The 26,661-nt window shown below is 42.1% G+C and carries 29 protein-coding genes and 1 riboswitch; of the genes, 21 read left to right on the forward strand and 8 right to left on the reverse strand.

Features of this window, described 5'->3' with window-relative positions; translation table 11 throughout:
- Positions 1-124: 124 nt before the first annotated feature.
- Entirely contained in the window at positions 125-2,326 is a 2,202-nt protein-coding gene (locus E2626_RS08625; protein ID WP_134381341.1) for an EAL domain-containing protein, read from the reverse strand.
- Between the two features lie 214 nt (positions 2,327-2,540).
- Here E2626_RS08625 and E2626_RS08630 point away from each other — a divergent pair, with 214 nt between their 5' ends.
- Positions 2,541-2,891, forward strand: coding sequence for a hypothetical protein (locus E2626_RS08630; protein ID WP_134381342.1), 351 nt, complete (start codon positions 2,541-2,543; stop codon positions 2,889-2,891).
- 16 nt (positions 2,892-2,907) lie between these two features.
- Here the strand turns inward: E2626_RS08630 and E2626_RS08635 are convergent, their stop codons facing one another.
- Complete coding sequence (locus E2626_RS08635; protein WP_134381343.1) at positions 2,908-3,195, reverse strand: hypothetical protein; 288 nt, start codon at positions 3,193-3,195, stop codon at positions 2,908-2,910.
- A 403-nt stretch (positions 3,196-3,598) separates the two neighbouring features.
- On the opposite strand from E2626_RS08635, the gene E2626_RS08640 reads away from it, so the two are divergent.
- Positions 3,599-4,012, forward strand: coding sequence for a VOC family protein (locus E2626_RS08640; RefSeq protein ID WP_134381344.1), 414 nt, complete (start codon positions 3,599-3,601; stop codon positions 4,010-4,012).
- A 252-nt stretch (positions 4,013-4,264) separates the two neighbouring features.
- Here E2626_RS08640 and crcB read toward each other — a convergent pair whose 3' ends face one another.
- Genes crcB through selD form a run of 4 tightly spaced genes read right to left on the reverse strand, consistent with a single transcriptional unit; the run spans position 4,265 to position 7,142 of the window.
- Positions 4,265-4,618 (reverse strand): fluoride efflux transporter CrcB, encoded by a 354-nt coding sequence (gene crcB / locus E2626_RS08645; protein ID WP_134381345.1) that lies wholly within the window; start codon positions 4,616-4,618, stop codon positions 4,265-4,267.
- The gene (locus tag E2626_RS08650) at positions 4,615-4,977 is read right to left on the reverse strand and encodes a fluoride efflux transporter FluC (protein WP_134381346.1); all 363 of its coding nucleotides are present in this window, start codon (positions 4,975-4,977) and stop codon (positions 4,615-4,617) included. Before E2626_RS08650 ends, crcB begins: the two co-directional genes overlap by 4 nt.
- A gap of 50 nt (positions 4,978-5,027) precedes the next feature.
- Complete coding sequence (mnmH, locus tag E2626_RS08655) at positions 5,028-6,077, reverse strand: tRNA 2-selenouridine(34) synthase MnmH (protein WP_134381347.1); 1,050 nt, start codon at positions 6,075-6,077, stop codon at positions 5,028-5,030.
- A gap of 18 nt (positions 6,078-6,095) precedes the next feature.
- Positions 6,096-7,142: a selenide, water dikinase SelD gene (gene selD / locus E2626_RS08660; RefSeq protein WP_134381348.1), complete on the reverse strand. Its 1,047-nt coding sequence runs from the start codon at positions 7,140-7,142 to the stop codon at positions 6,096-6,098.
- 167 nt (positions 7,143-7,309) lie between these two features.
- Between selD and E2626_RS08665 the strand changes: the two genes are divergently transcribed.
- The 12 genes from E2626_RS08665 (at position 7,310) to E2626_RS08720 (ending at position 17,539) form a co-directional block, all read left to right on the forward strand.
- Positions 7,310-7,555: a type B 50S ribosomal protein L31 gene (locus tag E2626_RS08665; RefSeq protein ID WP_134381349.1), complete on the forward strand. Its 246-nt coding sequence runs from the start codon at positions 7,310-7,312 to the stop codon at positions 7,553-7,555.
- A 207-nt stretch (positions 7,556-7,762) separates the two neighbouring features.
- Positions 7,763-9,106, forward strand: a complete 1,344-nt coding sequence (locus E2626_RS08670) for a GH1 family beta-glucosidase (RefSeq protein ID WP_134381350.1) — start codon at positions 7,763-7,765, stop codon at positions 9,104-9,106.
- Between the two features lie 12 nt (positions 9,107-9,118).
- Entirely contained in the window at positions 9,119-10,408 is a 1,290-nt protein-coding gene (locus tag E2626_RS08675) for an ABC transporter substrate-binding protein (RefSeq protein WP_134381351.1), read from the forward strand.
- 74 nt (positions 10,409-10,482) lie between these two features.
- The gene (locus tag E2626_RS08680; protein ID WP_134381352.1) at positions 10,483-11,424 is read left to right on the forward strand and encodes a carbohydrate ABC transporter permease; all 942 of its coding nucleotides are present in this window, start codon (positions 10,483-10,485) and stop codon (positions 11,422-11,424) included.
- On the forward strand, positions 11,425-12,273 hold the full coding sequence (locus E2626_RS08685; RefSeq protein WP_134381353.1) for a carbohydrate ABC transporter permease: 849 nt from the start codon (positions 11,425-11,427) through the stop codon (positions 12,271-12,273). It abuts the gene before it with no gap.
- Between the two features lie 29 nt (positions 12,274-12,302).
- Positions 12,303-13,328: a LacI family DNA-binding transcriptional regulator gene (locus tag E2626_RS08690; protein ID WP_134381354.1), complete on the forward strand. Its 1,026-nt coding sequence runs from the start codon at positions 12,303-12,305 to the stop codon at positions 13,326-13,328.
- A 141-nt stretch (positions 13,329-13,469) separates the two neighbouring features.
- A complete protein-coding gene (locus E2626_RS08695; RefSeq protein WP_134381355.1) occupies positions 13,470-14,108 on the forward strand; it encodes an esterase/lipase family protein in 639 nt (212 codons plus the stop codon).
- A 69-nt stretch (positions 14,109-14,177) separates the two neighbouring features.
- On the forward strand, positions 14,178-14,801 hold the full coding sequence (locus E2626_RS08700) for an NUDIX hydrolase (RefSeq protein ID WP_134381356.1): 624 nt from the start codon (positions 14,178-14,180) through the stop codon (positions 14,799-14,801).
- 297 nt (positions 14,802-15,098) lie between these two features.
- Entirely contained in the window at positions 15,099-16,169 is a 1,071-nt protein-coding gene (locus tag E2626_RS08705) for a branched-chain amino acid aminotransferase (RefSeq protein ID WP_134381357.1), read from the forward strand.
- Positions 16,170-16,227: 58 nt separating this feature from the next.
- A complete protein-coding gene (locus tag E2626_RS08710; protein WP_134381358.1) occupies positions 16,228-16,488 on the forward strand; it encodes a hypothetical protein in 261 nt (86 codons plus the stop codon).
- Positions 16,489-16,503: 15 nt separating this feature from the next.
- Entirely contained in the window at positions 16,504-16,749 is a 246-nt protein-coding gene (locus tag E2626_RS08715) for a hypothetical protein (RefSeq protein ID WP_134381359.1), read from the forward strand.
- Positions 16,750-16,987: 238 nt separating this feature from the next.
- Positions 16,988-17,539, forward strand: a complete 552-nt coding sequence (locus E2626_RS08720; protein WP_244094282.1) for a TVP38/TMEM64 family protein — start codon at positions 16,988-16,990, stop codon at positions 17,537-17,539.
- Here the strand turns inward: E2626_RS08720 and E2626_RS08725 are convergent, their stop codons facing one another.
- Positions 17,540-18,184, reverse strand: a complete 645-nt coding sequence (locus E2626_RS08725) for a DUF429 domain-containing protein (RefSeq protein ID WP_134381361.1) — start codon at positions 18,182-18,184, stop codon at positions 17,540-17,542. It lies immediately after the preceding gene.
- A gap of 274 nt (positions 18,185-18,458) precedes the next feature.
- On the opposite strand from E2626_RS08725, the gene E2626_RS08730 reads away from it, so the two are divergent.
- Positions 18,459-19,610, forward strand: a complete 1,152-nt coding sequence (locus E2626_RS08730) for an MFS transporter (RefSeq protein WP_134381362.1) — start codon at positions 18,459-18,461, stop codon at positions 19,608-19,610.
- A gap of 72 nt (positions 19,611-19,682) precedes the next feature.
- Here E2626_RS08730 and E2626_RS08735 read toward each other — a convergent pair whose 3' ends face one another.
- Entirely contained in the window at positions 19,683-20,552 is an 870-nt protein-coding gene (locus E2626_RS08735) for a GAF domain-containing protein (protein ID WP_134381363.1), read from the reverse strand.
- A gap of 222 nt (positions 20,553-20,774) precedes the next feature.
- On the opposite strand from E2626_RS08735, the gene E2626_RS08740 reads away from it, so the two are divergent.
- The 6 genes from E2626_RS08740 (at position 20,775) to E2626_RS08765 (ending at position 26,654) form a co-directional block, all read left to right on the forward strand.
- Positions 20,775-21,101 (forward strand): thioredoxin family protein, encoded by a 327-nt coding sequence (locus E2626_RS08740; RefSeq protein WP_244094283.1) that lies wholly within the window; start codon positions 20,775-20,777, stop codon positions 21,099-21,101.
- A gap of 216 nt (positions 21,102-21,317) precedes the next feature.
- Entirely contained in the window at positions 21,318-22,049 is a 732-nt protein-coding gene (locus E2626_RS08745; protein ID WP_134381364.1) for an ABC transporter ATP-binding protein, read from the forward strand.
- A complete protein-coding gene (locus tag E2626_RS08750) occupies positions 22,046-22,804 on the forward strand; it encodes an ABC transporter permease (protein WP_134381365.1) in 759 nt (252 codons plus the stop codon). The genes E2626_RS08745 and E2626_RS08750 overlap by 4 nt, the downstream gene beginning before the upstream one ends.
- 70 nt (positions 22,805-22,874) lie before the next feature.
- Positions 22,875-22,959: riboswitch (cyclic di-GMP riboswitch) on the forward strand.
- Positions 22,960-23,002: 43 nt separating this feature from the next.
- Positions 23,003-23,872 (forward strand): amidase, encoded by an 870-nt coding sequence (locus E2626_RS08755; protein WP_134381366.1) that lies wholly within the window; start codon positions 23,003-23,005, stop codon positions 23,870-23,872.
- 119 nt (positions 23,873-23,991) lie between these two features.
- On the forward strand, positions 23,992-25,620 hold the full coding sequence (locus E2626_RS08760) for a GGDEF domain-containing response regulator (protein ID WP_134381367.1): 1,629 nt from the start codon (positions 23,992-23,994) through the stop codon (positions 25,618-25,620).
- Positions 25,620-26,654, forward strand: coding sequence for a HEAT repeat domain-containing protein (locus E2626_RS08765; RefSeq protein WP_134381368.1), 1,035 nt, complete (start codon positions 25,620-25,622; stop codon positions 26,652-26,654). The genes E2626_RS08760 and E2626_RS08765 overlap by 1 nt, the downstream gene beginning before the upstream one ends.
- Positions 26,655-26,661 lie beyond the last annotated feature (7 nt).

Genomic DNA, 26,661 nt, shown 5'->3' on the forward strand with positions numbered 1-26,661 from the left:
ACCCCGCAGGCGCGAAGCGATGAGGAGGCTCACCGCCGGCCGCGCGGAAAGCGTCCGCCTGAAGCGCAGCGAAACGAGTAAGAGGATGAGACAGCTTATGTCCCATCCTATTTTTAAAGAGTGATTATGATTGCCTGCTATACAGTTCCAGTTCAGTTTCAACCCATTTTGTATAATCCTTCAACATTTGAATCTGATGGTCATTAAATGTCCGTGGAAGGTAGTCTGTAATACAGAGTGTACCTATGATCTCTCCTTGTGAAGAAATTGGAATGCCTGCATAAAATTGAAGACCGCTCATTTTAAAGAATGCCTGTATTGTTTCCTCTGGATGAGCTGCCAGGCTTTCAATAATCAGGGGTTCTTTCTGCTGGATCACATAATCACACAGTGTCTGTTCTCGTGGAGCTTCACGTGTAGTCTGAACAGGTTCCGGAAGCCCGATGCATGATTTGAACCATTGTCTCTGGTCATCAATAATAGAAATAAAACAGATGGGCACATGAAAATTTTCTTTAATGATTCTGGTAATACGGTCGAAACGTTCTTCTGCAGGGGTATCCAGAATATTAAGCCTTTCGATTTCCTTTAGACGCTTGTCTTCGCTCGAGATGTCCTGGCTGACCGCAACTTCCAAAACTGTCTGTTCCTGCTCTGCAATATAATTAAAAAAATGATCCAGTGCGCTTTGGATTTTTTCAACCGGGAGCGGCCTGCTGAAATAATACCCTTGGATTTCATGACAGCCCAGACTGGTTAAAATATCAAATTGTTCTTTTGTTTCAACACCTTCAGCAGTCACATGAAGATTTAGTTTCTTAGCCAGCTGAATAATAAAATGTACGATACTGATGTCCTTTTCACTATCCAGCTGATCGATTTGTGAAATAAAGGATCTATCAATTTTAATCCCATCAAGAGAGAAGTTCCGTAAGTAATTCAAGGATGAATAACTGACGCCGAAGTCATCAATCACTACACGGAACCCGAGTTCTTTCAGGTGATTGACAATTTCAATTCCTTTGATTGGATCTTTCATTAACATATTTTCTGTGATTTCAATTTCAATTTTCGAGGGATCAGTCTGATAGGCCTCTATGACGTCAATAAAAAGACGATTGATCAGGTCTGCTTCAAATAAAACGGCAGACAGATTGATAGATGTTCTGGCTGAAGCACAAAGCTCAGGATATTTTTTTAAGTCCTGACAAACTTTACGAACAACTGTCTTTGTAACATCCTGGATCAGCGTCGTTTTTTCCGCCACCGGAATGAATTTAAGTGGAGAAACGGTCCCCAGTACAGGGCTGAACCAACGTACGAGTGCCTCATAATGAACCTCATTCGTTTGAGTATTTAACTTTGGCTGATAATACACTGTCAGTTCATCTTCTTCAAGCGCTTTATGAAGCTCAGCTTCCATAATGACTTCATCTATATGTTCCTGAAGCTGGTTTTCTTTCTTGAAAAGACGGATCGAGTTTCTGCCTTCTCTCTTTGCATCAATCATTGCTGCACAGGCATTTGTTATTAATGAATTCGGGTGTCCCGGACTGACGCAAATGCCAATGCAACCGGTAACCGGAATTGAAACACCGTTCACTTTGTAGGAAAACGCTGATAAAGCTGATAAGATATTTTCAGCCAGCGCCCTTACTTCATCCTCAGAATAATCAGTGATGGATATGATGAATTCATCTCCGTCAATTCGACCTAAAATAGACTCAGGCGGCAGGGTGTCAGCTGTTTTTTTAGCAATCTTTTTGAGTAGTTCATTTGTTGTTTCGATTCCAAGCCACTCATTGATTAACTTAAATCGATCAATATTTAAATACAGAATAGAAATGCTTTTGTTTTCAATTTTTGAAAGCTCTGATTTAACTTGAAGCAGGCTTGGGAGCCCTGTTAAATAATCGATGTTTTCTATAGAAGCCAGCAGTTTGGCGGAGGTTGAGTCTGAAAGATCATTTGTTAATCCTATAATATACTTCACGTGCCCATGTTCATCAGTAATAGGCATAAGGGCTGAAGCGGCATACTCCGTGATATTAGAGAGTTTGTTCATTTGATCGGAATAGAAGATAGGTTGACCTGTAGAGGCGGCTGCATCATATTGGCTGATCAACGGAGCCGAAATTTTTTCATCGTAAATATCGTGAAGGTAGCGTCCCTTCCAATCTTCAGGAAGTGACGCCAGTCTTACGGCTTCTGTTGTGACGTCCATATATTTATATCCCTGTGAGTCAACTTCCATCAGGAAAACCATTTTATAAAGACCTGTGAAAAAGTCAAAAAGGTACTGGGGATCCGCTTTCAAGTGATTCATGACTTCTCCTCCTCTTAACACGCAACCATTTATATAAGTAAATAATAATTATTTCTATCATAAAGCGAATAGGGAGTTATGTCACGTTTATATTAGCTAAAAGGTGTATAAAGTTTCATTTTAGGTCACTGTAAAAACACCTTTTTGTCCCGTGGAGAGCATTTGAAGTGTTTGTTAAAATATTTGAAGAACAATGTAAGATGGGAGTGAGAGTATGAGGGATAAAAACCTTAAACAAATGGAATTTGAAATAGCAGATTCCAAAGGGACCTCCTATAGAACGATTGTTAATTTTGAAGAAATGAATACCCGCAGGACAGGGATGTTAAATTATAGAAAAATCGATTTCAAACCGGTTTCTATGAGTGAAATAGAAAGAGACAAGCTCAAGAAAAAACTTTCATATTTGAAAATAGAAACGTTGCAGCATCATAAGAGTCTACAAGAAGAAAAGCCAGATCTTTTTTGGCAAGTAGTTATTACAACTGATGATGATGTGGTAAGGGAGATTGGTGCAGGACAGCTTCCTGAGGAATGGGAGAATTTGTTCAGACTGCTTCCTTAAAGCAGTCTGAAGCTGTTTATTGTTTATTTGCGTATGCTGATACTGTATGTGCGAGGTCATCATTGCCAAACACCTGCAATACATTGATCAGCGTACCTGAATCAATTGTCATTTCAAAAGCTTCTTTCTCTTCAGTCAGCTCTTTAAGCAGCTTGTTAGGTGGCTGGGAAGGATAAGCTTCATGATAGATTTTTTCAGGGTTCAAGTCCCGTTCATGACACCATTGTATGAAGATACGTACCATGATCTGCTCGTCTTCCTGATACTTTTGAATAATATAAGCTTCGATTTCTTTTTGATCCATGGGTCAGGCTCCTTTGGACTTTTCTTTAGTTTAATTGAAGAGACGCCAGACATAAAGTAAGAGGCAACTGAAAAAGTCTCTAAAAGTGGCGGGTTCATTTACGCTCCAGGCGTAGGCTTTCCGGACGTGGACCGTTTTTTGGTCCCATCAGGCCTCCTCGTCTTCGACTGCGGGGTCTCTGCTGACAGGCTAATCGTCCCGGAGTCCACGCCTTCCGCTGCAATGAACCTAGGTTACAATAAAACTTTTTACAGCTAAAAGGAAGATGACGCTTAAGAAAAAGAGCGTTTTCTTCCTTTCTTTTGCTTATCATTAACCATTCTACATTTTTTAGTAGCTTAATAAAGTAATGGAAGGTTTTTTACTTAAGAGTGACGAATGGTTGAAGGAGGAGGGATGACAAATGTCTATAAACGTATATATGGTTTTTGACGGAGATGCTAAAGATGCAATTAAATTCTATGAGGAAGTCTTTGAAACTGACGAAGCGGAAGTGATGACATTTGGTGAAGCGCCGCCACACCCTGAGTACACATTGCCTGAAGAGGCAAAGCAAAGGGTCATGCACGCCAGGTTGAATATTAATGGCAGCAATGTCATGTTTTCTGATACTTTCCCGGGATCGGATCTGCGTAAAGGTGATAATATTACCCTTGCTGTTGTGTTAGATGACGCGGAGAAACTGAAAACTCAATTTAACAAATTAAGTGAAGGTGGAACTGTTCAAATGGAACTTCAGGAAACATTCTGGAGTAAGCTGTATGGACAGTTAATCGACCGCTTTGGTATCTCTTGGCAGTTCAACCTGGGAGAATAGAACGAATGTGCCCGAAGTGGTTTTAACTATCAAATACAGGGGTAAATTATCCTTGTGACCACGTAAAACAACGGTGGAGTTGCGGAGAATTGAACCGCTATTTTGCTGCATTGTAGTGACTGCCGGGAAGACAGCGGCTTTCTTAAAGAAAAGGATCCAACTACCCGAATTGGCGATTAAGACAGCTAATATTCTTCCCCATATAAAGTTAATTGCGGACATCTCTGACTGAAGTCAGGGATTTTTTCGCGTTTATAGCGTGATGACGAGGTAAAATCCCAATGCCGCAAAGAGTGTGCCGCCGATCAATGTGATGAGCAAATAAAAAGCGGCCATTATGCGCTTTTGGTCATCAAAGAGCCTGACTGCTTCAGTTTGCATTGTTGAAAAAGTAGTGAAAGCGCCTAAAAACCCGATTGCTAAAAGAACGTTTACGGATGATGAAACTTCCATCGCAATCGTGATTCCGAGAAAAAAAGATCCTGTCAGATTAACAAAAAGTGTCCCGGCAGGAATATATGAATGTTTTTGGTTGCCATATGACGATAAAAGATAACGAACTGCAGCACCGAAAAAGCCGCCAAGTCCGAGCAATAATAGATTCATTTTAAACCCCTCACTTTTCTGCCAGTAAAAATGCCGATATAAGCCAGGGTGAATCCGAAAATTAAGCTTGATAGGAAGTATAAAATTGCAGATAAATAGTACCCTGCCTGCAGGAAAGTAAAGAGTTCCGCGCTTACTGCTGAAAGTGTCGTGAATGAACCGATCAGCCCGGTTGTCAATGCTAACCTGATGTGTGGATTCAGTTTGAGTGGGATTGTAGAAAGAAAGCCCAATAAAAATGACCCAAGTAAATTAACAAGCAGCGTTGAATACGGAAAGCTGCTTTGAATAGTCAGGTTAACAGTATAGCGAAGTAAAACTCCTATTGATCCGCCAAGTCCAACCCAGAGAGCATTCATTTCTCATCACCTGCCAAAAACGTTTAATCAATCATCCAAACCTGCCCTGATTACTGGCGGCTTGAGGTATAGCGGAATGAATCTGCAGCTGCTTTCACTTTCTCATAAGCTTCTTCCATTGATTCAGCCTTAATAAATTGGTGATTTCCGTCCTGCGAGCTGATTGAATGCTCATATCGCGGATCGTAATAATGCACGAGCAAAAGGCGCACAGCTTCTGCAAAGTCGCCTTTTGTCAAAAGATCACGTATTTCCCGGGAAATTGGCGTATGAATTCTCCGTTCGATTTTTTCGAATGCTTCCATAAATTGTTCTGGCATTTGTTCAGGCTGATAATCCTGCATGATGTTTTGTACACGGACTTCAGCTGGAAGGTCCAGAAACAGCTGAGGTGCTTTCTCTTTTTTCTCATGAAGAAACTCAGGCATATGGACGCGTCCGATTCTTCTGCTTTCACCCTCAATGAAAATGTAGGGAGATTCTTTCAATTTCCTGAGTTCCGTAATGAGCAGAGAGTCGAATTTCTTTTGATTGCTTGGCTCCAGTCCAATCTGGCCGAAAATAGATCCGCGATGGCCAGCCATTTTTTCAAGATCCATAATCGGGTAGCCATGATCTTTTAACTGGTTAAGAATTAACGTCTTACCGGAGCCGGTATAGCCGTTTAACACAAGCAGTTGCGGCTTAAATTCATATGCTTCAAGAGATTGTACAACCCATTGTCTGTAAGTCCGGATTCCCCCAGTGAGACGATTCACATCCACACCCATCAATTCCGTAGTTGTAGCGGCAGTTTTACTTCTCATACCGCCGCGCCAACAGAAAACTGATACGGGAGAACCTAATTCTCTAAATTGCTTAACGAATTCCGGCAATTTAGCAGAGAATATTTCAAGTCCGCGTTCTTTTGCCGCTTCCTGACCTACTTGCTTATAAATTGTGCCGATTTCTGCACGCTCTTCATTATTAAAAACCGGTATATTCACACTGCCGGGTATGGAACCTTCTTCAAATTCTCCCTGGGACCTCACGTCTACCAGAACCCGCTCACTATTTTCGTGTGCTTCCATTAAATCATTTAAAGTGATTTCTCTAGTCAAAACTGTTCACCTTCCAACTTATAAATGAACCAGGATCTTCCCTGGGTGATCACTGACAACTTCTCCAATAACATGTGCATCAACACCGTTACCCTGTAGTTCTTTTAGCAGTTTATCTGCTTCAGCCTCATTGATTGAAATTAAAAGTCCGCCTGATGTTACTGCATCACATAAAATATAGCGGTCCAGCTGGTCCATATCATCAGGATAGATCACATTTCCTTCTAAATGAGCATAGTTATTTTTAGTTCCTCCGGGAATGGTGCCACCCTCGGCTAATTCACGAACGCGAGGTAAGACCGGTACATTTTTTTTGTTAATACGGATACCGGCCTGGCTGCCTGCTGCCATCTCGGAAGCATGACCGAGCAGCCCGAATCCTGTCACATCTGTCGCGGCATGCACATCGAATTCTGCCATTGTTTCTGCCGCTTTCTTATTCAAAGTGGCCATCACCTTTGTGACATTCTTCGTCTCTTCTTCACTTAATAAACCGTTTTTGAGTGCAGTCGTGGAAATACCCACACCAATCGGTTTTGTCAAAATCAGCTTATCACCGGGCTTTGCGCCGGCATTTGCTCTGACTTTATCCGGATGAACAGTTCCTGTGACGGCAAGTCCGAATTTTGGTTCCTGATCATCGATTGAATGCCCGCCGACAAGCGTAACGCCTGCTTCTTTTAATTTATCAGCCGCTCCGCGAAGAATGTCTGTCAAAATGCTTTTATCCAGTGTTGAAATTGGAAAAGCTACAATATTTAATGCTGTCAGTGGAGTGCCGCCCATTGCATACACATCACTGATCGCATTTGCTGCGGCAATCTGTCCGAAATCGTAAGGATCATCAACGATCGGTGTGAAGAAATCAAGTGTTTGTACAAGCGCAGTTTCATCATTGATTTTGTAGACGCCTGCATCATCACTCGTATCAAGTCCAACCAGTAAATTTGGGTTCGCATCCGCCAGTGGAAGGTTTTTTAATACCTGTGAGAGGTCAGCGGGACCAATCTTACAACCGCAGCCTCCTTTAGAAGAAAGTGAAGTTAGTTTTACTGTGTTTGTCATGTGTATCAACCTTTCAAATCTAGTCATTACCTTTAAGTTTAGCACAAAACGTGAAATTTCAGTCTGTGTAAGATTCAGTTGAAAACAATTCATTTGCATAGGTAAATAAAATATGTTTTAATTTAAAACGTAACGGTTACGATTTATTTAAGGGAGGTAATATTAATATGAAACAAAACATTCACCCGGACTACCGTAAAGTAGTGTTCATGGATACAAACAATGGTTTTAAATTTTTGACTGGTTCGACTAAGTCCTCTAATGAAACAATTGAGTGGGAAGATGGAAATACCTATCCTCTATTAAAAGTGGAGGTAAGTTCTGACACACATCCATTTTACACTGGCAGACAGAAGTTCGCTGATAAAGATGGACGTGCTGAAAGATTCAAGAAGAAATACAATATGCAATAAGCATTAACCGCCACACCGAAACCCCGGTGTGGCGGTTTTTTTATTCATTTACGAATATGTTTCGTAAATATTTAAGTAAAACAATAAAAAACTGATTATTAACTATTGACAGCGCTTTATTTTGAGTATAGAATCCAAATTAACGAAACATTTTACTTTAATCTAAATTAATAACGAAATATATTCGTAAGTTTAAGGATGGTGGATATGAGAAAATTTCCGGAGCATTTTGTATGGGGTACTGCTACTTCCTCATTTCAAATAGAAGGTGGAAGAGAAACAAGAGGAGAATCAATCTGGGATCAATTTTGTAAAAATCCCGGTAAGGTAATGAATGGGGATCACGGAGAGGTTGCATGTGATCATGTTAACCGCTATAAAGATGACGTTCAGCTAATGAAAGACCTGAATGTTCCGTGGTACCGCTTTTCAATCTCATGGTCAAGAATTTTTCCGAATGGCGACCGTGTTGTAAATGAAGAAGGACTTAAATTCTACGAAGATCTCTTGACGGAACTTGAAAATCGTAATATTAAACCGGCTGTCACACTTTATCACTGGGATCTTCCGCAGGCGCTTCAGGATAAAGGCGGATGGATGAACCGTGACATCGTCGATGAATTTGTACATTATTGCGATGTAATTTTTGACCGCTTTGGTGACAGAGTATCGAACTGGATTACACACAATGAGCCATGGGTTGTGAGCTGGCTTGGTTACGGTTCGGGTGAACATGCACCAGGATACCGTGATATACCGGCATTTTTGAAAGCTGCGCACCACGTGCTGTTGTCACATGGAATGGTTGTTAACCGTTTTAGAGAAAGAAAGCTTCAGGGGGAAATTGGTATTACATTGAACCTGAATTCTTCTTACGCATTTGAAGAAAGCGCTTCATCTAAAGAAGCAGCTGTCAGATGGGACGGTTTCCTGAATCGCTGGTTCCTTGATCCTGTCTTTAAAGGCCAGTATCCGGCTGACATGGTTCAGCACTATGGTGTCTATACCGATTTTTCTTTTGTGAAAAATGGTGATTTGGAAACCATTTCAGCAGCGGTTGACTTCCTGGGTATTAATTATTATTCGATTTCTTATTTAACTCACAAATCTGGTGACTGGCTTGATGCCGGACATGAGAGCGGCGGTCACAGGCGTACTGCAATGGGCTGGGAAGTTCACGCAAAAGGATTATCCGATCTGCTTATCAGATTAAAAGAAGATTATGAGAATCCGGTTATTTATGTCACTGAAAACGGAGCCGCTTATGATGATGAAGTAACAAATGGAGAAGTTCAGGATCCGGAGCGCGTTCAATATTTAGAGGAGCACCTTGATGCATGTCTTGATGCGATTGACGCAGGAGTGGATTTGAAGGGATACTTCGCATGGAGCTTCCTGGATAACTTTGAATGGGCATTCGGCTACAGCAAGCGCTTTGGTCTTGTATATGTGGATTTTGAAACACAGCAAAGAATTCCAAAAGAAAGCGCTAAATGGTTCCAACAGGTTATTTTGAACAATGGGTTAAAGATTCAACAACAATATAATTAAGGGGATGAAGGAATGAAAAAGGTACTAAAAGCAGGACTTGTAGCTGGGGGAGTTTTAGCGTTATTGGCTGGATGTTCAGGTGATGAAGGGGAAAATGGAAATTCAGGCGACGGTGGCAGCGGTGGCGGTAACGGCACAATCGATATGTGGGTATTTGGTACAACTGGCTATGAAAAACTGGCAGATGCATACATGGAAGAAAATCCTGATGTAGAAATCAATATCCAGACAACTGAGATGGGCGATCACCACAACAACTTATTTACTGCTCTTTCTGCAGGACAGGGTGCACCGGATATTGCGATGATCGAGGTTGGGGAGATCGAGCGTTACCGTGAAGCGCAGGACCGTTTTGTTAACTTATATGACCTTGGTGCTGAAGATGCTCAGGGCAATTATCTTGACTGGGTATGGAACGTTGGTGGAAGTGCTGACGGTGAATTCCAATTCGGACTTCCGACAGATATCGGACCAACTGCAATGTACTATCGTAAAGATGTAGTAGAAGAAGCAGGTTACCCAACTGATCCGGCAGAACTTGCTGCTGAAGTGGACACTTGGGATAAATACGCAACATTTGCAAAAGAGATTGTTGATGCAACAGGCAAACCGGTTGTAGATAACGCAGAGCTTATCTTTAATGCAAAGCGTGACCAGGCAACTGAGCACTATTTTAACCGTGAAAATGAGTTAATCGTTGAAGAAAATGCTGAAATTCGTGAAGCTTACGACTACACTGTAGACCTGATTCAGGCAGATGCAGTTGGGAACATGCCGCTTTGGACACCGGAATGGGGCCAGGGTATGGCTGAAGGATCTTACGCAACACTTCTAGGACCAGCTTGGATGCAAGGTGTAGTAAAAGGTAACGCGCCGGATTCTGAAGACTGGATGATCACAACAATGCCTGAAGGTGCTGGAAACTGGGGCGGATCTTACCTGACAATCTCTGAAGAATCAGAAATGCAGGAAGAGGCGTATGCATTCATCGAGTGGTTGGTTTCTCCTGAAAACCAGCTTGAATCATTTAAAGACATGGGACTATTCCCTTCAACACCGTCAGTATATGAAGAAGAAGAGTTTGTAAACTACACTGATGAGTACTTCGGCGGTATTAATACAGCGGCAGTATTTGCTGAAGCTGCTGAACAAGTTAATGACGTTTATAAAGGACGTAACTACCTGCTTGTCCAGGGTGAAATCATGACAGCGCTTGATAACGTATTAAGCAGCGGTGGAGATCCTGACCAGGAGTGGGAAGATGCAATGGAAAGAATTGAACAGCGTCTTGAGCGTGAGTAAATAAGATTCATCAAGGGTGAGGTCCGCTTTAGCCGGTTCCTTGCCCTTTTTAATAAAAGGAGATGACCTTGTAAATGGTATCAAATACCGAGAAACATAATGGACGAAAATCAAGGCGATCTTTGAGTCAGGATAAACGAAACAGTATTGCAGGCTATTTATTTATATCACCATTCTTTATTCTTTTTGCGATCTTTGGCCTGTTCCCGATGCTGTTCAGTTTTTATCTAGCTTTCTTTAAATGGAACGGACTTGGAGAAATGACGTATAACGGGTTCAATAACTTTACAATCATTTTTAATGATCCTGTTTTCTGGAAATCAATTTATAACACTGTTGTAATTGGTCTGATGGGTACTGTCCCACAGCTGATTGTAGCGTTCCTGTTGGCTTATGCACTGAACTCTCAAGTGCTTCGCTTCCGTAATACATTCCGTGTAGCGATTTTCATGCCGTATGTAACATCAATTGTTGCCGTGGCAATTCTGTTCAGTATTATCTTTAACAATCAATCTTTCGGATTAGTAAACAGCTTCCTTGGTCTGTTCGGTGTAGACCCGATTGTCTTCACACAGTCCGAATGGGGCGCAAAAATTGCGATTGCAGCCATGATTTTCTGGCGCTGGGTCGGCTATAACACGATCATTTTCCTTGCAGGGATGCAGAGTATTTCAAATGATTTATATGAAGCTGCAAAAATTGATGGTGCGACACTTTCGCAGCAGTTGCGTTATATCACACTGCCGATGTTGAAGCCATTTGTATTATTCACAGTATTTATGGGAACGATCGGTTCACTGCAAATCTTCACTGAACCATTGATCTTCTTCAATGGAAACCTTCGAGTGGAAGGTATCACTGTCGTTGCATACCTGTATCGTGATGCTTTTGAAAGCAATTTCTTTGGAACAGCTTCTGCGACAGCAATCGTACTGTTTGCCATCATTATGGTGTTCTCAGTACTAAATCTTTTAATTACTAACCGGCTTGGCCGCGGGAAAGCGAGGAAGGCATAAATGAAAGACACAACAGTTAACCAACCTAAAAAGGATTCAAAAAGATTTATCCTTTACGGCTTACTGATTTTTGCCGGTCTCGTATCACTATTCCCGTTCTACTGGATGTTCGTGATGGCGACTCAGCCAAACCACGTGATCAATCAGACGCCACCGGCACTTCTGCCAGGTCCTGAGCTTGTAACAAACTTCACAAATGTACTCGGACAGATTGATTTCTTTGGCGCTATGTTGAATTCACTGATTGTATCAGTGGCCGTTACTGCAGGCAGTCTTTTCTTATGTTCGTTAGCGGGCTTTGCATTTGCGAAGCTGAAGTTCAAAGGACGCGACGTACTGTTTGTGCTGATTCTGATTACAATGATGATTCCGCCTCAGCTTGGATTAATTCCAACCTACTATATTATCAGTCAGCTTGGCTGGTTGAGTGACTTGAAGGCGATCATCGTGCCGGGTCTGATCAATGCGTTCGGGATCTTCTGGATGCGTCAGTATATTAAAGAAGCTGTACCTGATGAGCTGATTGAAGCGGCACGTATTGATGGATGCTCGATTTTCAGAATTTACTGGAACATTGTGACACCAGCAATCCTGCCTGCATTTGCAACACTTGGCATCATTGTGTTCATGAACGTGTGGAATGATTTCCTATGGCCGTTAGTCGTTCTTCAGGATCAGTCGAGCCATACTTTACAGGTAGCGCTTCGTGCGCTAAATGATTCCTACAGTCGTGATTATGGTATGATATTGTCAGGTACATTCTGGGCAACAGTACCATTAATCATTGTCTTCCTGCTATTCAATAAAGCCTTTATCAGCAGCCTTACACAAGGAGCGGTGAAGAGTTGAATGGGCTGAGGACAGGGGAGTCTAGAAAAATGAAGGTCACCATAAAAGATATCGCCAAATTAGCCGGCGTCTCTCAGGCGACGGTTTCAAAGATAATCAATAACTACGACGATGTCGGGCAGGAGACGAGAAAACGCGTCATTGAAATTATGGAGCGTGAAGGGTATCGTCCATCCCAGTCGAGAATGATCAATGATAAGAAAACCAATGTGGTCGGCGTTGTATTCGCCGGCCGGGTAAATGCTGATTTGACTCACCCGGTGTTCGTTGAAGTACTGAACGAATTTAAGAAAACAATTGGTCTGTTAGGTTATGACCTTATCCTGTTTTCTAATGAACAGTTCTTTGAAGTGCGGGAAAACTATCTCGCCCGCTGTCAGCACTTTGAAGTGGACGGGTGTCTCATTATTGCGGGAGATCAAGTGGAATCTTCCGTCTATGAACTGGATCAGAGCCCGATCCCTTGTGTTGGCATTGATATCGAGCTGACAGGCCCTTTCTCAAGTTATGTCATGAGTGACAGTAACAGTATCGCCGCGAAGGTAGTCGAACATTTCTATCTGAACGGTCACCGGAAAATTGGTTATATTGGCGGAACGAATGGATCCCTTGTTGCAGATTCCAGATTAAAAGCATTTAAAAAGACCCTGCAGTATTACGGCCTTCCTATAAAGGAAAACTGTTTTTATCAAGGGGACTTCTTTGAAAATAGCGGCTATCAGGGAATGAATCATCTGCTTGATCAGGAAGATGCGCCGACGGCAGTATTTGCGAGTGCTGATCTAATGGCCATTGGCGCAATGAAAGCTGCAAAGGAACGTGGTCTTCATATACCTGATGATGTATCGATTATCGGCTGTGACGATATTCTTCCAGCCAGATATGTTGAACCACCGTTGACTACTGTCAGACAGGATAAAGTAAAGATGGGTAAAATGGCAGCGCACATTTTACTTGATCTGATTAAGAATCATATTGAGTCAAGCACTGTAGCTGTTGAACCTGAACTGATTATCAGACATTCGTCAGGTGCTGCGCTTCGAAGCCAGACATAAAAAACTGCCAGCTGCACATATGCTGGCAGTTTTATTTATGTCCGGTAACGCAGCAATCTTGCGCCACTAATCGAGTTATGTAAATATAATGAGTGAAAAACAAATACGAAGCTGTCATTGGACTGGAGGGATGGAGAGCAAATGGGCGATAAGATATTTCTCATTCATGGATTCAACAAGGAAGCTTCAGATATGTATCCGCTCGAGCGCTGCCTCAGTCAAATGGGGTATGACTGTATTACCCTTTCATTTCAACTGCGGTATCATCCGTTCGATGGAGCTGCAGAAGTGCTTTCAAAACTGTTAAAAGATAAAGTAATGAGCGGCGAAAAAGTGTATTTAATCGGACATAGCACCGGCGGGATCGTGATTCGGAAAGTGCTTTCAGATCTGCAATGTGCTGAGAAAGTAGCGCGGGCTGTACTGATTGCAACGCCAAATCAGGGAAGCGGCTTAGCAGGTACTGCACACATCATTCGCCCATTCACCTCTATATACAAAACCCTGCTTTCCATTACCCCAACGTTTATTAAACAATATTCATTTGTAACATCCAATGTAGAAATTGGGGCGATTGCCGGAGATCACGCCGGTCTTTTGCTTGGGAAAATGCTTAGACAGAGAAATGACGGAAGAGTTGAAACGTCTTCAGCCTGGATGCCCGGTCTGAAAGACTTTATTATTCTTCCCTACCATCATAAACGGATCCATCATCAACCGGAGACTGCCAGGCTGATACACCGTTTTCTTCAAACCGGCAGTTTTAATCAGCATATTTAAAAGTGGTTTGGTGTCTGATATTTCAGGAATTCTGATATAGTTAAGAAAAAGAGTTGCGGGGCTGATGACATGGAAGAACACATAATCATAGAACGCCTTCAGGCACATGAACCCATTATTCTTGGTGAAGAGGCAGTGCGCCATTACTCCATTTTGATTCCTTTTATTAAAAAGGAAGACGGGTTGCATCTGTTATTTGAAGTGCGTTCACTGACAATGCGGAGACAGCCTGGAGAGATATGTTTTCCGGGTGGCAGAGTAGACCGGGAAGACGATAGTGCAAAAGGTGCGGCGGTACGTGAAGCCCGGGAAGAACTGGGGTTATGTGACGCGTCTATTAACCGTGTCTATTCCTTTGGAAAGCTTCTATCACCTTTTGGTATGACGATCAGCACGTACGCCGGATTTCTGGATCAGGAATCTGAAATTGAACCGAATCCGGCAGAGGTAGAGGAAGTATTTACTGTGCCGCTGTCCTTTTTCCTGAATGAAACCCCTGATGAACATATTATTCGCGTTGAAGTAAAGCCCGAAGACGGTTTTCCATATGAACTGATTGCGAATGGACGTGAATATCAGTGGCAGTCCAGACAGTACACAGAATACTTTTATCACTATGAGGGTCGGGTGATCTGGGGGCTGACAGCAAGAGTGCTGAAAGAGTTTGTGGATAAGGTTTTAAAAGATGACTAAGAGGTTCTGTCAGGCAGTTTTTAAGCTGTCGGGCAGAGCTTTTTTGTGGGTGATTCGTCCTGAAGTGTCGGAGATGTGAAGATATGCGTGGGACATTAAGGTTTTTAGCTTGAAGTGTACTTATTTTTGCGCGAACTATCGACGATATTCAACGAACATTGCCGGATTATAACCTGAGCGGCGGTGAAGGCATCAAAAAAACACTTTTTTCTGAATTTTTTCACTTTAGCACTTTCAATCGGTAAAACTTCTGTGTAAAATGGTTCAAATAAAGAGACTGAAAAGGAGTTTTGCGAGATGAAGACACAAACTTTAGAAATTGTTAAAAGCCAGCAGCTGAAAGAGAAGCCATCTGCAGCGGTTCCTTTTGGCACAACGTTCACAGATCATATGTTTTTAATGGAGTATGAAGAAGGCAAAGGATGGCACGATGCAAGGATTACTCCCTATTCACCGATTACACTTGATCCCGCAGCAATGATTTTTCATTATGGACAGACGATTTTTGAAGGGTTGAAAGCTTATCGTACAAAGGACAATCGTATTCTTTTATTCCGACCGGAAAAGAATTTCGAGCGCCTGAACCTTTCAGGGGAACGTTTAAGTATTCCGCCTGTCGATGAAAAGCAGGTGCTGGAATACTTGAAAAGGCTCATTGAATTTGAAAAAGACTGGGTTCCGGAAGCGCCAGGGACATCACTCTACATTCGACCTTTTATCATCGCCACTGAGCCAAATCTTGCGGTAAGTCCATCGAAGACCTATCGCATGATGATTCTGCTATCTCCTGTTGGACCGTACTTTCCGGGTGGGCTGAAGCCTGTGACGATTCACGTTGAACAAGAGTTTACACGTGCAGTAAAAGGCGGGACTGGAATGGCGAAAACGGCAGGGAATTACTCTTCGGGCTATCAGGCGCAGGCAGGCGCAAAAAAGACTGGAAATGCTGATGTGCTTTGGCTTGATGGCATTGAAAAGCGCTACATTGAAGAAGTAGGGAGTATGAACATCTTTTTTAAGATCAATGGTGAAGTTGTCACCCCTGCGCTGAGTGGCAGTATTTTAAAAGGTGTAACGCGTATGTCAATCCTGGAAGTGCTGAAAAGCTGGGATGTACCAGTGACGGAAAGGCGCATTGCGATTGATGAGTTATATGAGCTTTATGAACAGGGACTTGTCGAAGAAGCGTTTGGAACAGGAACTGCAGCGGTTATTTCACCAGTCGGCGAGTTGAACTGGGGAGATAAAAAAATGGTGTTTAATCACCACGACATCGGAGAGCTGTCACAAAAGCTGTATGACACAATCACCGGTGTACAGACAGGAAGACGTCCCGATGATTTCAATTGGACGGTTGAAATAGAATAACGATCTTTCCTGCAACGCCCTTCCTGATGTAAAATAACACTCAGGGAGGGCGTTAGTTATGGTATATGTAGCGTTGATCATGACGCTGATGATGCTTGCGTTAATTATTGTAGTCGTCATGAATAACAATAAAAAGATACATCAGGATGTAGCGGGCAGACTGAGCAACGATAAAAAGCTTGAACAACAGGTGGTTAACCTGATTCGCAGCGGCCAGGACCAGGAAATCATTGTACGGTTTGTCAGGGATGAAACAGGACTGAATCAGGTAGAAGCTCAAAGCTATATCCGCAAGTTGCAAACTGAACGCAGCCTGTAGTTGGTTTAAGTGTCAGTGAACTGGGAAAAGACGAACAAATTTGAAAAAATGAGTGGTACGATGACCCAATCACTTGAGCCCGGCAGAAATTATACTGGCGAAGAACTGCAAGAGATTATTGTTAATGAAGATATCCTGCTTTTATATCCAATGAAGACCAACTTTTTACTGAGCCGGCACGGGAATACAGAGTCGTTTCCTGGTATGAAGGTTTTCATAGTAAGGGATCATCCTATCAGTCGAAGCGCACCTTTATTGTAGAGAAGGTTTAATTACAACCCGTCTTTTTTAAAACCTAAGGCACGAATTGAATTTAATCTTTTAACAAGCCTTCAGGGAGTGTCACTTGAAAAGTCTAAGGTGGAAACATCATAATAGAGATTGAACCGGATCTATTAACAGATCTGGTTTTTTCATGGTGCAAATCAGTCAGAAAGACTATATGATGTTTTTAACCATATATATTAACATGACGCAACAACAACTGGGAGGGATCCAAGTGGAAGAACTGGCGGAAGTCCAGTATTTAATAGAGGAGTCAGGATGGCTTGGACCTGCATTATTTGTGTTGCTTCACTTAATCAGACCACTGCTGTTTTTACCGGTCATTTTAGTGTGTGTGGCAGGCGGGCTGTTGTTCGGTTTTGTTGAAGGAGCAATTTTATCGTTTATTGGCCTTACTTTAATGAGCTTTGTATCTTATGTGTTAATCTATCGTTTTCCTTCGTTTAAACAAAAGCTTTCCAGGTTAAAAGGCAAAATGCTGCCTGATCGTCAGTTATCAGTGGCACAAATTATGGTGCTTCGCATTATGCCGTTTGTGCATTTTCACCTGCTGTCATTTTATTTAATGGAAATGACGGAGACCAGAAAAGAATATATGATGTATTCCACGATCGGTGTCATTGCGCCGGCAGTGATTTACACTGCTTTTGGCGGTGCCATACATGAACTGCCATGGTATGGAACAGCAGTATTGTTTATTTTGCTGCTTCTCGTATATAAAGTAATTGGGAAAATGAATGACGATAAAACAGATACGATATCCTGATCAGCAGCACATCACAAATGGGTGTGCTGCTGACGTGTTTTCATGTACCCAGACCGGCTGTTTATCACTCGCAATATAATGCCATACCGCAAGAGCAGCACCGCAGGAATCAATTGCGTGAGTCGTGTCAGCGAGGGTATCAGTTCCATGTAACCCCTGACCGATAAGCCAGCCATAAACTTCTGCTCTCATATCATCATCCTTTTTGTAATGCAGCGCTGGAAAGGGGTCCGTCATTCTCAGGCCAATCGCCGCACCGGGATGAACTTCTACTATTTTTACATGTTGGCTCAGGTTTTGAAGCATCCTGGACAATTGGATTCCCCGCAGCGTGATATATACCATTCTTGTCATTGTAGGAGTCATAATCGAGCTTCCGTTCAACCCGCCTTCTTTCATCACTTTTCTGAGCGCCTTATCCTGAGGGCGATCCCCGCCGCCATCCTGGTAAGATAAAGGGGCGTCAATACCAAGGATAACCTTTCCCTCAGCCAGGCATTCTTCAACAAGATTAAGAATATCCAGATCTGAAGCCCCTTCAACGGATCTTTTTAAAAATAGCTGGTCATTTTTTATGTAAAAAGCGGAGGCCACTGTATCCTTGTGATTAGCAGGTCCGGATAAATCTATTCCGATAATAATCATATATTTCTCCTTTCAATAGGGGAGATGTATTTTCTCCATCATATCAGTTCTGAAGAGGAGAGATGATTCATGGTGTGCAGATCAGGACATTTGTCCTTTAGTCTTTCTGCTATAATTTGATAGAAGAACAATAAGTAGCATCACGTCGAAAAAGGTCATTTTAACTGCAATATCGGTAGAGATCTCCTGTGAAAAGGAGTAACATAGAAAACATTAAGTTCGGAGCTTTGCCCATGGGCAAAGCTCTTATTATTGAAAACCTGTAGGTGACATGATGAAAATATGGTATTTAATCATTGCATTATTTCTAGTATCTATTAATCTTCGACCCGCGATTACCTCAGTGGCACCTCTTTTGGAGACGATTCAACAGGATCTTGGTATGAGCGGGACAACGGCAGGTCTGTTAACGACGCTGCCTGTATTATGTATGGGTATTTTTGCACCGCTTGCGACTAAAATCAGTGAGCGTGTCGGTCTTGAGCGCGGAATCTTTTATTCACTCATGCTGATTACATTTGCAACCGCATTAAGAGGTTTTTTTGGCACAGTCCCTCTGTTAATTGTCACAGCATTTTTAGCAGGAGTAGGCATCGGGATCGCAGGACCGCTTGTGTCAGGCTTTATCAAACAGTACTTTCCGACAAAGCCTGGAGTAGTGGGGGTTTATACGGTATCAATGGCAATCGGGGCAGGAAGCGCGACCGGGATTTCAGCACCGGTCTACGAAGCAGTCGGCAGCTGGAAGCCGGCACTGGCAATCTGGGCCATACTCGGTGTTGCTGCGATGTTTGTATGGATCCGCTTTCCGGGTAAAAAGAAGGCTGAAATATTATCTGAAAAAACGGCTTTGCCGTGGACGAGCGGCAGGGCATGGCTGATCCTGATCTTTTTCGGGTTAATGTCGAGCATTTTCTACTCAGTGACTGCATGGGGAGCTCCTATTATTCAAAGTATGGGCTACGGCTCTGTCGCTGCCGGATCTATGCTGACTGCGTTCGTCTTAATACAGATTCCGTCTTCTTTTATCATCCCAAGTCTTGTAGCGAAATATGGCTATGTCTTTCCAACATTGATTGGATGTACGATTGTAGAGCTTGGTGGAATACTTTTATTGATTTCAGGTGGTCATCCGCTGTTGGCAATGCTGCTAATAGGGCTTGGGGCAGGAGGTTTATTTCCGCTGGCACTCATGCTTCCGATTATCGAAACCAATACTTATCAGCAGGCAAGCGCATGGGCAGCAATGTCTCAGGGTGGAGGGTATGTGATTTCAGCGATGGGGCCAATGGGGGTTGGTGCCGTTTACGACTATACGGGTAGTTATACCGCCGCTTTATATGGCATGGTTACAATCATCGTCATCATGGGTGTGATACAAATATTACTTTGGACAACAGCCCGGCAAACAACACTGAAACGATAAAGAAAGCACCCGGAATTGATTTAATCGGGTGCTTTCTCACGGTTGATCACCATTCATGCTGACTCATATTATTCAATGAGATACGTTATTTGTTTCAGTTAAGGAAAAACCGATTACGGCCATTGCCTGCTCCAAACTTCTTACCGTTTCAATGTTAAGGCCGGTCAGTTGGGCGTTTCTCAGATCCTGTTTTGCAATTTCAGGTGTAATTCCTGTTATGAGTGGTCTTACGCCCATTACTCTGAGTGCTTGTGCCAGATCGGAAATTACATGTGGAAGGTGGTCATTTAAAATAATGAGCCCCGACAAATCTACGATAAACGTATGTACCTGATTAACTGCGCAATACTGAAGTACATGGTTTAATATCACTTCAGAGCGGCTGCTGTCTACTATACCTTGTACTGACAAAATTGAAACCCCTGTAGTGATAGGTATGATCGGAACATTCAAATAAGCCATATTATAGCTCATTTGATCAAATTCAATCATATGAGACAGAATGCCTGAAAGTGACTGCAGATACTCGATGTCCTGACCAGAGAAGGATTTTTCATTCCTGTCCATCACGCATAAAGTACCAAAGACGCCTCCTTCTCTATCCCTCAATGTAACACCAAGAAAACCTTTCACACCGAGTTGATCTGTTACTTCCAATTGACTTGTAATCAACTCTTTCGTCAAGTCAGGCGTAGTCATCGCATTGTCTTCATTGGATATGATCAGCCTGCAATAGGTGCCGCCATACTCTACAGAATATCCTTCAGGTATAATTTCTTCTTTATCATTAAAAGAACTTAATACCGTCATTTCATTATTGCCTCTTCGTGTGATATACGCAGTGTTAACGTTCAACCTTTCGCTAATGATGCGAAAAAGTGTTTGTGATCCCTCATAAAGCGATGTGTATTGAGCATTATTTAAATTATATTCGTCTGACATTATTTGCCTCCTTACTGAAAATATTGACGCACTTTGCTGAACTTTCGTAGTTGCGAATTGTCAGAATTCTTCTTAAAGCATGTTTATAAATGCTGAAAAAGCTCAAACTGACAGTCTGTATAAAGATCCGTGTATAATTGTGACAGTTGGGTAATTTAATCATACAGGAAAAATCAGCAAAATAAACCATTTCTATTTGTCAAAATGCGAGGAGAATGATTCATGAGGAATTATATTAATATTGTTTCAAATGATGAGCTGGATCACATCATGAATGAAAAGTTAAGTGTAGTGTATATTTCAAGGAATGGCTGCAGTGTCTGCCACGCACTGCTTCCAAAAATCCAGCATGTTATGGAGAATTATCCAGCTGTTGTTTTTGGTCATATCCTGGCAGATGATTATGAAGAAGTGGCAGGAAAGCTGACGATTTTTACAGTTCCGGTCATTCTGGTTTTTTCTGAAGGTAAAGAACTTTTTAGAGATGCGCGTTTTATCAGAGTCGAAGAATTCAGGGAAACGCTGGATAAAATGACAGCACTACTATAAAACTGATCAGGCAGGCTAACAGGCTTGCTTTTTTCGTTTTATTTTATTATGATTATCACATTATAATAATTATAAATAAGAAGTTGTACTTGTTGAAAGAATGTCTATTCAAATTCAGTTGTTCCAGAACGTGAAGGGATGGATCAGTAAAGCGAAATTCTCCCGGGAGCAGCGATCTTAATGAAGTATTAAATACGAGAAAAGGAAGTAAATAAGATGACAAAAGACACTCAGGCCGCAATTCAGTTCAGTCATGTTGATTATCAATCTGACGGTACAGAAATTTTACATAATATCACCGGCTGGTTCCCTAAAAAGCGGATTACTACACTTGTAGGCCCTTCCGGTGCAGGTAAAACAACGCTTTTCAGACTATGCAACGGACTGATCTCTCCTGACTCAGGTGAGATCTATATTGACGATAAGAAAATCTCTTCATATGAACCCGTGGAGCTTAGAAGAAAGGTTGGTATCGCTCTTCAAAGCGCAAAGATGGTACCAGGCACAGTCAGAAAAAATCTTGCTCTGTCATTTGAGCTTCAGGGGAAAGAAATGCCCATTGATACAGCGGAAGAAATGATCAGACTCGTCGGGCTTGATGAAAGTTTTCTCGATCGCAATGCCAAGGATCTGTCAGGCGGACAGCGTCAGAAAGTATCAATTGCACGCACATTGGTGATGAAGCCTGAAATCCTTCTTTTAGATGAAATTACTTCATCACTCGATCGTGTTTCACAACAGGAAATTGAAGAGTTAATCGTCAAAATCAATGAAACGTATGGCACAACCATCATGTGGATTACGCATAACCTTCGTCAGGCACTGTCGATTGGGGAATATACGTGGGTGATGATGGATGGAGAGCTCGTTGAAACAGGCGAGAGCAGCCTGTTAAAAGAACCTCAGAATGCCAGAGTACAGACCTTTGTAAAGGGGGAATCGGAATGAGTTTTCTCCTGCTTGGATTATCACTAATTTTTGTTTTGATACCACTCATTTTATCCAAGACGTTGAATCTTGGGCTTGAAAAGGATGCTTTTGTAGCAACAATACGGGCAATTATTCAGCTTCTTGCTGTTGGTTATATTCTACAGTTCGTTTTCGATGCAGAGAACTTTTTCTATATCTTTTTAATGGTCATTTTAATTATTGGAGCTGCTGTTCAAAATGCACGTAAAAAAGGTGTATCGATCAGGGGCATTACGTGGAAGCTGGTTGTTACTTTTGTCTTTATAGAAGTGCTGACACAAGGCATTCTTCTGGGTCTGAATATTACCCCGGCAACTGCACAGTACATTATTCCAATCAGTGGGATGGTCATCGGTAATTCAATGGTATTATCAATTTTATTTCTGAACAGGTTTACATCTGAAATAGAGACGAGAGAAGATGAAACGGAATTGATTCTATCCCTCGGTGGTACACCAAAACAGGCGATTCACCGTCCATTAATCTCTTCAATTCAGGCAAGTACGATCCCGACAATTGAAAGTCAGAAAACAATTGGACTTGTACAGCTGCCGGGGATGATGAGCGGGCAGATCATTGCAGGAGCGGATCCGCTGCAGGCAGTTATGTTCCAGCTGCTTATTATTTTCTTACTGTTGACGACAGCTGTTGTCACAAGTGCAATGCTGGGCTTTCTGTCTTATCCGACATTATTCAATGAACGGATGCAGCTCCTTAAGCCTGAAAAGAAATAAGTACTTTTTTACAGCAAATTAAATTTGCGTAGACTGTTTTCAAATAAAGTCGTATAATTTTAAAAACTGAATCTGATAAGGGCAAACTTCTCCGAAAGGGAAGGACGCAAAGCCGTGAGCCTGTGTGTACATCATATGGTTGTCTGGCTGCCGGGTTCTCATTCTATGGGGCTCAGACCTTATGGAATGGAGGACAACGTGAAAAAGACCATTTTTTCTGCACTAATACTGGTGATTGGAATGATGTGCAGCATGGCAATACCTGCAAAAGCGGACACAATCGAAAAGGCGACCTGGCTGTGGAATCCGTGGTCACTCGTTGATGGCAGCCAGGAAACGCTGGATTTTTTAATTGATAAACAGGTGACGAAAGTATATGTCCAAATTGACCGTGATCTATCCGCAGACGTCTATAGATCATTTATCACAGGGGCGAGTGAGCGCAACATTGAAGTATACGCGCTGGATGGAGCACCGGATTGGGCAGCACCCAAAGGATACCTTCAGCTCAGGCAGTTACTCGGCTGGGTGGAACACTATCAGGCGTCTTCTCCCGGGGAGTCTGCTTTTAAGGGTATTCACCTTGATGTTGAGCCTTATCTTTACAGCGGATGGAATTCAAAACGGGCAACTGTGATCAAAGCTTATCAATCACTGATCACTGAAGCCTCAGTGAAAACGACGCAATTGAATATCCGTCTTGAAGCAGATCTGCCTTTTTGGTTCGATGAGATCAAGTATAAAAATACGTACGGGAACGGACTGCTGTCTGACTGGGTACAAAAACAGACAGATGGTATCACAATCATGGCGTATCGTGACACAGCAGCATCTATTACTGCCTTTTCTTTGCATGAATTAGCTGTGGGTGATCAACTTGCCAAGCCTGTGACAATCGGTGTTGAGACCGGTGACACAGATGAAGGTGATTATCTTACATTTCATCAGGAAGGCGAAGCTGTTATGAACAGTGAACTGGAAAAGGTTTATCAGCAAGTGAAAAGTTACAGCAGTTTCAGAGGATTTGCCATTCATCATACGGAAAGCTGGAAGGCACTTCATCCTTAACGACAAAAAAGAACTTTCCTACAAATATAGGAAAGTTCTTTTTTGTCGCTAAAAGAGTTGTATAATAGGGAAAAAAGAACGAAGAAAAAAATACGAACATTTACATAGGATGTGGGCGGATGAGTAAGAAATACCAGGACATGTTAAATCAGAGAATTGAACAGACAGTAATGGAGTGGAGTGCAAAAGATGCTGTCACTGAAGATGAATGTTACCGTTTTTTTCACGGGTTAAAAGGAACGGCTGGAACAATCGGCCTGACCGCATTATCTGAACAGGCGGACAATGCGCTTTCAGTACTTAAAGAAGACGGAAAGCGTGTCTTTACAACCAATGAGTGGAGACAGTTTTTCACACCTTCGCAAGCAGATGTTTTCATGCAGGAAGCTGCCGCTATTGACCAGCTGGAAGAATTGCAGGATGAAATGGAAGTGCACTTTTCAGAAATCCCTTTTATTTTGATTATTGAACGGGATGTGGAGTTTATCAAGAGGATGAAAAGTTTTCTGGAGGAGCAGGAATTTCAGGTGATTACAGCGATGACGCTAGGAAAAGGTCTGGAGCACTACTACGACCTTTCTCCGGATTTACTGATGGTAGATTTAGATTTATTATCTGAAGGCGAAGACGGACTGATCAGTGAAATGATGAAAAAGGCGAGGAAAGACCTTACACCTATCACTTTAGTGAGCAGTGAGCTGACAGATGAAAAGAGGATTGCTGCATACGAAACAGGTATGCTTGACGTTATTGGCAAACCGATCAACGAAAATATAATTATCCCATTTTTGAAAAACAGACTTTATCAGAGAAACATGATACTTGGACAAATCAGAAATGACTTTTTAACAGGTGCTCTAAAAAGAGACTGCCTTGATAAAGAAATTTTAAATGTGACGAAAAAGCTTGTTGAAGGAGAAATGGAATCTGCAGTTTTTGCAATGATTGACCTCGATCATTTTAAAAATGTTAATGACTCTTATGGACATCCTGCAGGAGACGAAGTATTAAAAGCCTTCGCGAAAATTATTACGGAGATGAAAGATCCGTCAGACAAGCTGATCCGTTTCGGTGGTGAAGAGTTTTCAGTTGTCATTCCGAATGCGACATATGAAGAAGCAGAAGTAAAAATACAGACATGGCGGAATGCTTTTAACGCACACATATTCACTTCAGGTGAACAGGAATTTAACGTGCGATTTTCAGCGGGGCTGTTGGAATGGCATGGTATTATGCACACCAAAGAAATACTTGAATCTGCGGATAAGGCTTTATATTACGCCAAAGAAAAGGGACGGAATTGTACAGTCCGTTATACAGAAGTTATCCGTCTGCAGCTTGCAGAAGAACAAATGGTCCTGATCATTGTTGATGATGATGAATTAGTAAGAGAAATGTTAAAGGATCATTTTGAAAGACGTGGAAAAGTTGGTGGCCGTTCTGTGAAAGTTCAGGCTTATGCGAATGGAGTAGATTTCCTTCAGGGTGAATGGTACGAGGCAGGAAGAAAATATATGATTCTACTGGATGGAATGATGCCAAAAATGGATGGGATCGAAGTGCTGTCAAAACTGAGAGAAGCATACGGCACGAAAAATATATTGGTTTCGATGCTGACTGCCAGACAAGGGGATCAGGAAGTTGAAAGAGCACTTGGACTCGGTGCGGATGATTATATGGTAAAACCTTTTAATGTCAGGGAGGTTGCATCAAGAATTGACAGGATGATGGAAAGGATGTTCAGCTGATGATAACAGTTGTTTTTTGGATTTCAGGTGTATTTTTGCTGCTGCAGGTCGTTCTGTTAACATATTTATCGTTTTCGAAGCAAAAAGTGATCCGAAAAGACAATGAAGTTGAGCAGGTTTATCATCGGGTTTTGAATCCTTATCTGGCTTATCTTTCAGGTGAGGGTGATCAAGAACCTGATTTGCCATCCAATGAGGAAACCCGTATCAGCGTAATTGAAAAACTTCTTTCGGGTTACGTTTCGAATATCAAGAGTACGGGTGATGAAAAGCGTTTGAAGCATACTGCAGAAAAACATCTCTCTGAATATTACCGGGACATATTGAATAAGGGGAGCTGGGCTGAGCGGGTAAATGCCCTTTATTATATTGAAGATTTCCGTATGGATCTTCTTCAGTCTGAAGTGAAGCGTCACTTTCATTCATTGAAGGAAAGAGATGAAGAGTACCGCCAATCACTAAGGGTTCTCGCAAGCTTTGGGGAAAAAGCGCTTATCCAATTGTTGAAAAGTGATGATACTTTTTCAACGGGATTTATTAAGGAGCTGTTAAGAAGACTTCCTGCTGACTTGCTGGAAGAGCTTAAAAAAGAAAAAGACATTCCTGTTTTCTTTCAAATTGGGATGATTTCATACTTTGGTGAGACTGGATATTATGAACATCTTCCATATGTTGAACATCATATTACACATAGTGAAAAAGAAGTTCGATTGAAAGCACTCGCTGCATTGTGCCAGTATCGATATATTTCATCAGCGGATAAACTTGCGCCATTTCTAACTTCTGAACTGTGGGAGGAAAGAATGTACGGTGCGCGGCTGTCGGGTATCTTGCAGTTAACACGTTACTCAACGACTTTGATGAAGCTTGCTGGTGATTCGAAATGGTGGGTGCGTTTTGCGGCGTGTGAAGCGCTGAAGCAGATGCCGGATGGTGAAATTCTGCTGACATTTGCTGCTGAAGGCCATGAGGATCTCTATGCTAGAGACATGGCCAGGCAGCTTCAAACTTTGAAGACAGGAGTGAGCAGATAGTGGAATG

The organism is Jeotgalibacillus salarius (genome assembly GCF_004405125.1).
Lineage (GTDB): Bacteria > Bacillota > Bacilli > Bacillales > Jeotgalibacillaceae > Jeotgalibacillus > Jeotgalibacillus salarius.

Bases quoted from the DNA above. Each gene is read 5' to 3' on its own strand.
- E2626_RS08705 (WP_134381357.1), top strand. From the start codon at position 15,099: ATGAAGACACAAACTTTAGAAATTGTTAAAAGCCAGCAGCTGAAAGAG.
- E2626_RS08630 (WP_134381342.1), top strand. From the start codon at position 2,541: ATGAGGGATAAAAACCTTAAACAAATGGAATTTGAAATAGCAGATTCC.
- E2626_RS08750 (WP_134381365.1), top strand. From the start codon at position 22,046: ATGAGTTTTCTCCTGCTTGGATTATCACTAATTTTTGTTTTGATACCA.
- E2626_RS08650 (WP_134381346.1), bottom strand. From the start codon at position 4,977: ATGAATGCTCTCTGGGTTGGACTTGGCGGATCAATAGGAGTTTTACTT.
- E2626_RS08740 (WP_244094283.1), top strand. From the start codon at position 20,775: ATGAGGAATTATATTAATATTGTTTCAAATGATGAGCTGGATCACATC.
- E2626_RS08730 (WP_134381362.1), top strand. From the start codon at position 18,459: ATGAAAATATGGTATTTAATCATTGCATTATTTCTAGTATCTATTAAT.
- E2626_RS08625 (WP_134381341.1), bottom strand. From the start codon at position 2,326: ATGAATCACTTGAAAGCGGATCCCCAGTACCTTTTTGACTTTTTCACA.
- E2626_RS08635 (WP_134381343.1), bottom strand. From the start codon at position 3,195: ATGGATCAAAAAGAAATCGAAGCTTATATTATTCAAAAGTATCAGGAA.
- E2626_RS08710 (WP_134381358.1), top strand. From the start codon at position 16,228: ATGGTATATGTAGCGTTGATCATGACGCTGATGATGCTTGCGTTAATT.
- E2626_RS08765 (WP_134381368.1), top strand. From the start codon at position 25,620: ATGATAACAGTTGTTTTTTGGATTTCAGGTGTATTTTTGCTGCTGCAG.
- E2626_RS08690 (WP_134381354.1), top strand. From the start codon at position 12,303: ATGAAGGTCACCATAAAAGATATCGCCAAATTAGCCGGCGTCTCTCAG.
- E2626_RS08665 (WP_134381349.1), top strand. From the start codon at position 7,310: ATGAAACAAAACATTCACCCGGACTACCGTAAAGTAGTGTTCATGGAT.
- E2626_RS08745 (WP_134381364.1), top strand. From the start codon at position 21,318: ATGACAAAAGACACTCAGGCCGCAATTCAGTTCAGTCATGTTGATTAT.
- crcB (WP_134381345.1), bottom strand. From the start codon at position 4,618: ATGAATCTATTATTGCTCGGACTTGGCGGCTTTTTCGGTGCTGCAGTT.
- E2626_RS08685 (WP_134381353.1), top strand. From the start codon at position 11,425: ATGAAAGACACAACAGTTAACCAACCTAAAAAGGATTCAAAAAGATTT.
- E2626_RS08700 (WP_134381356.1), top strand. From the start codon at position 14,178: ATGGAAGAACACATAATCATAGAACGCCTTCAGGCACATGAACCCATT.
- E2626_RS08680 (WP_134381352.1), top strand. From the start codon at position 10,483: ATGGTATCAAATACCGAGAAACATAATGGACGAAAATCAAGGCGATCT.
- E2626_RS08735 (WP_134381363.1), bottom strand. From the start codon at position 20,552: ATGTCAGACGAATATAATTTAAATAATGCTCAATACACATCGCTTTAT.
- E2626_RS08675 (WP_134381351.1), top strand. From the start codon at position 9,119: ATGAAAAAGGTACTAAAAGCAGGACTTGTAGCTGGGGGAGTTTTAGCG.
- selD (WP_134381348.1), bottom strand. From the start codon at position 7,142: ATGACAAACACAGTAAAACTAACTTCACTTTCTTCTAAAGGAGGCTGC.
- E2626_RS08725 (WP_134381361.1), bottom strand. From the start codon at position 18,184: ATGATTATTATCGGAATAGATTTATCCGGACCTGCTAATCACAAGGAT.
- E2626_RS08695 (WP_134381355.1), top strand. From the start codon at position 13,470: ATGGGCGATAAGATATTTCTCATTCATGGATTCAACAAGGAAGCTTCA.
- E2626_RS08760 (WP_134381367.1), top strand. From the start codon at position 23,992: ATGAGTAAGAAATACCAGGACATGTTAAATCAGAGAATTGAACAGACA.
- E2626_RS08670 (WP_134381350.1), top strand. From the start codon at position 7,763: ATGAGAAAATTTCCGGAGCATTTTGTATGGGGTACTGCTACTTCCTCA.
- E2626_RS08640 (WP_134381344.1), top strand. From the start codon at position 3,599: ATGTCTATAAACGTATATATGGTTTTTGACGGAGATGCTAAAGATGCA.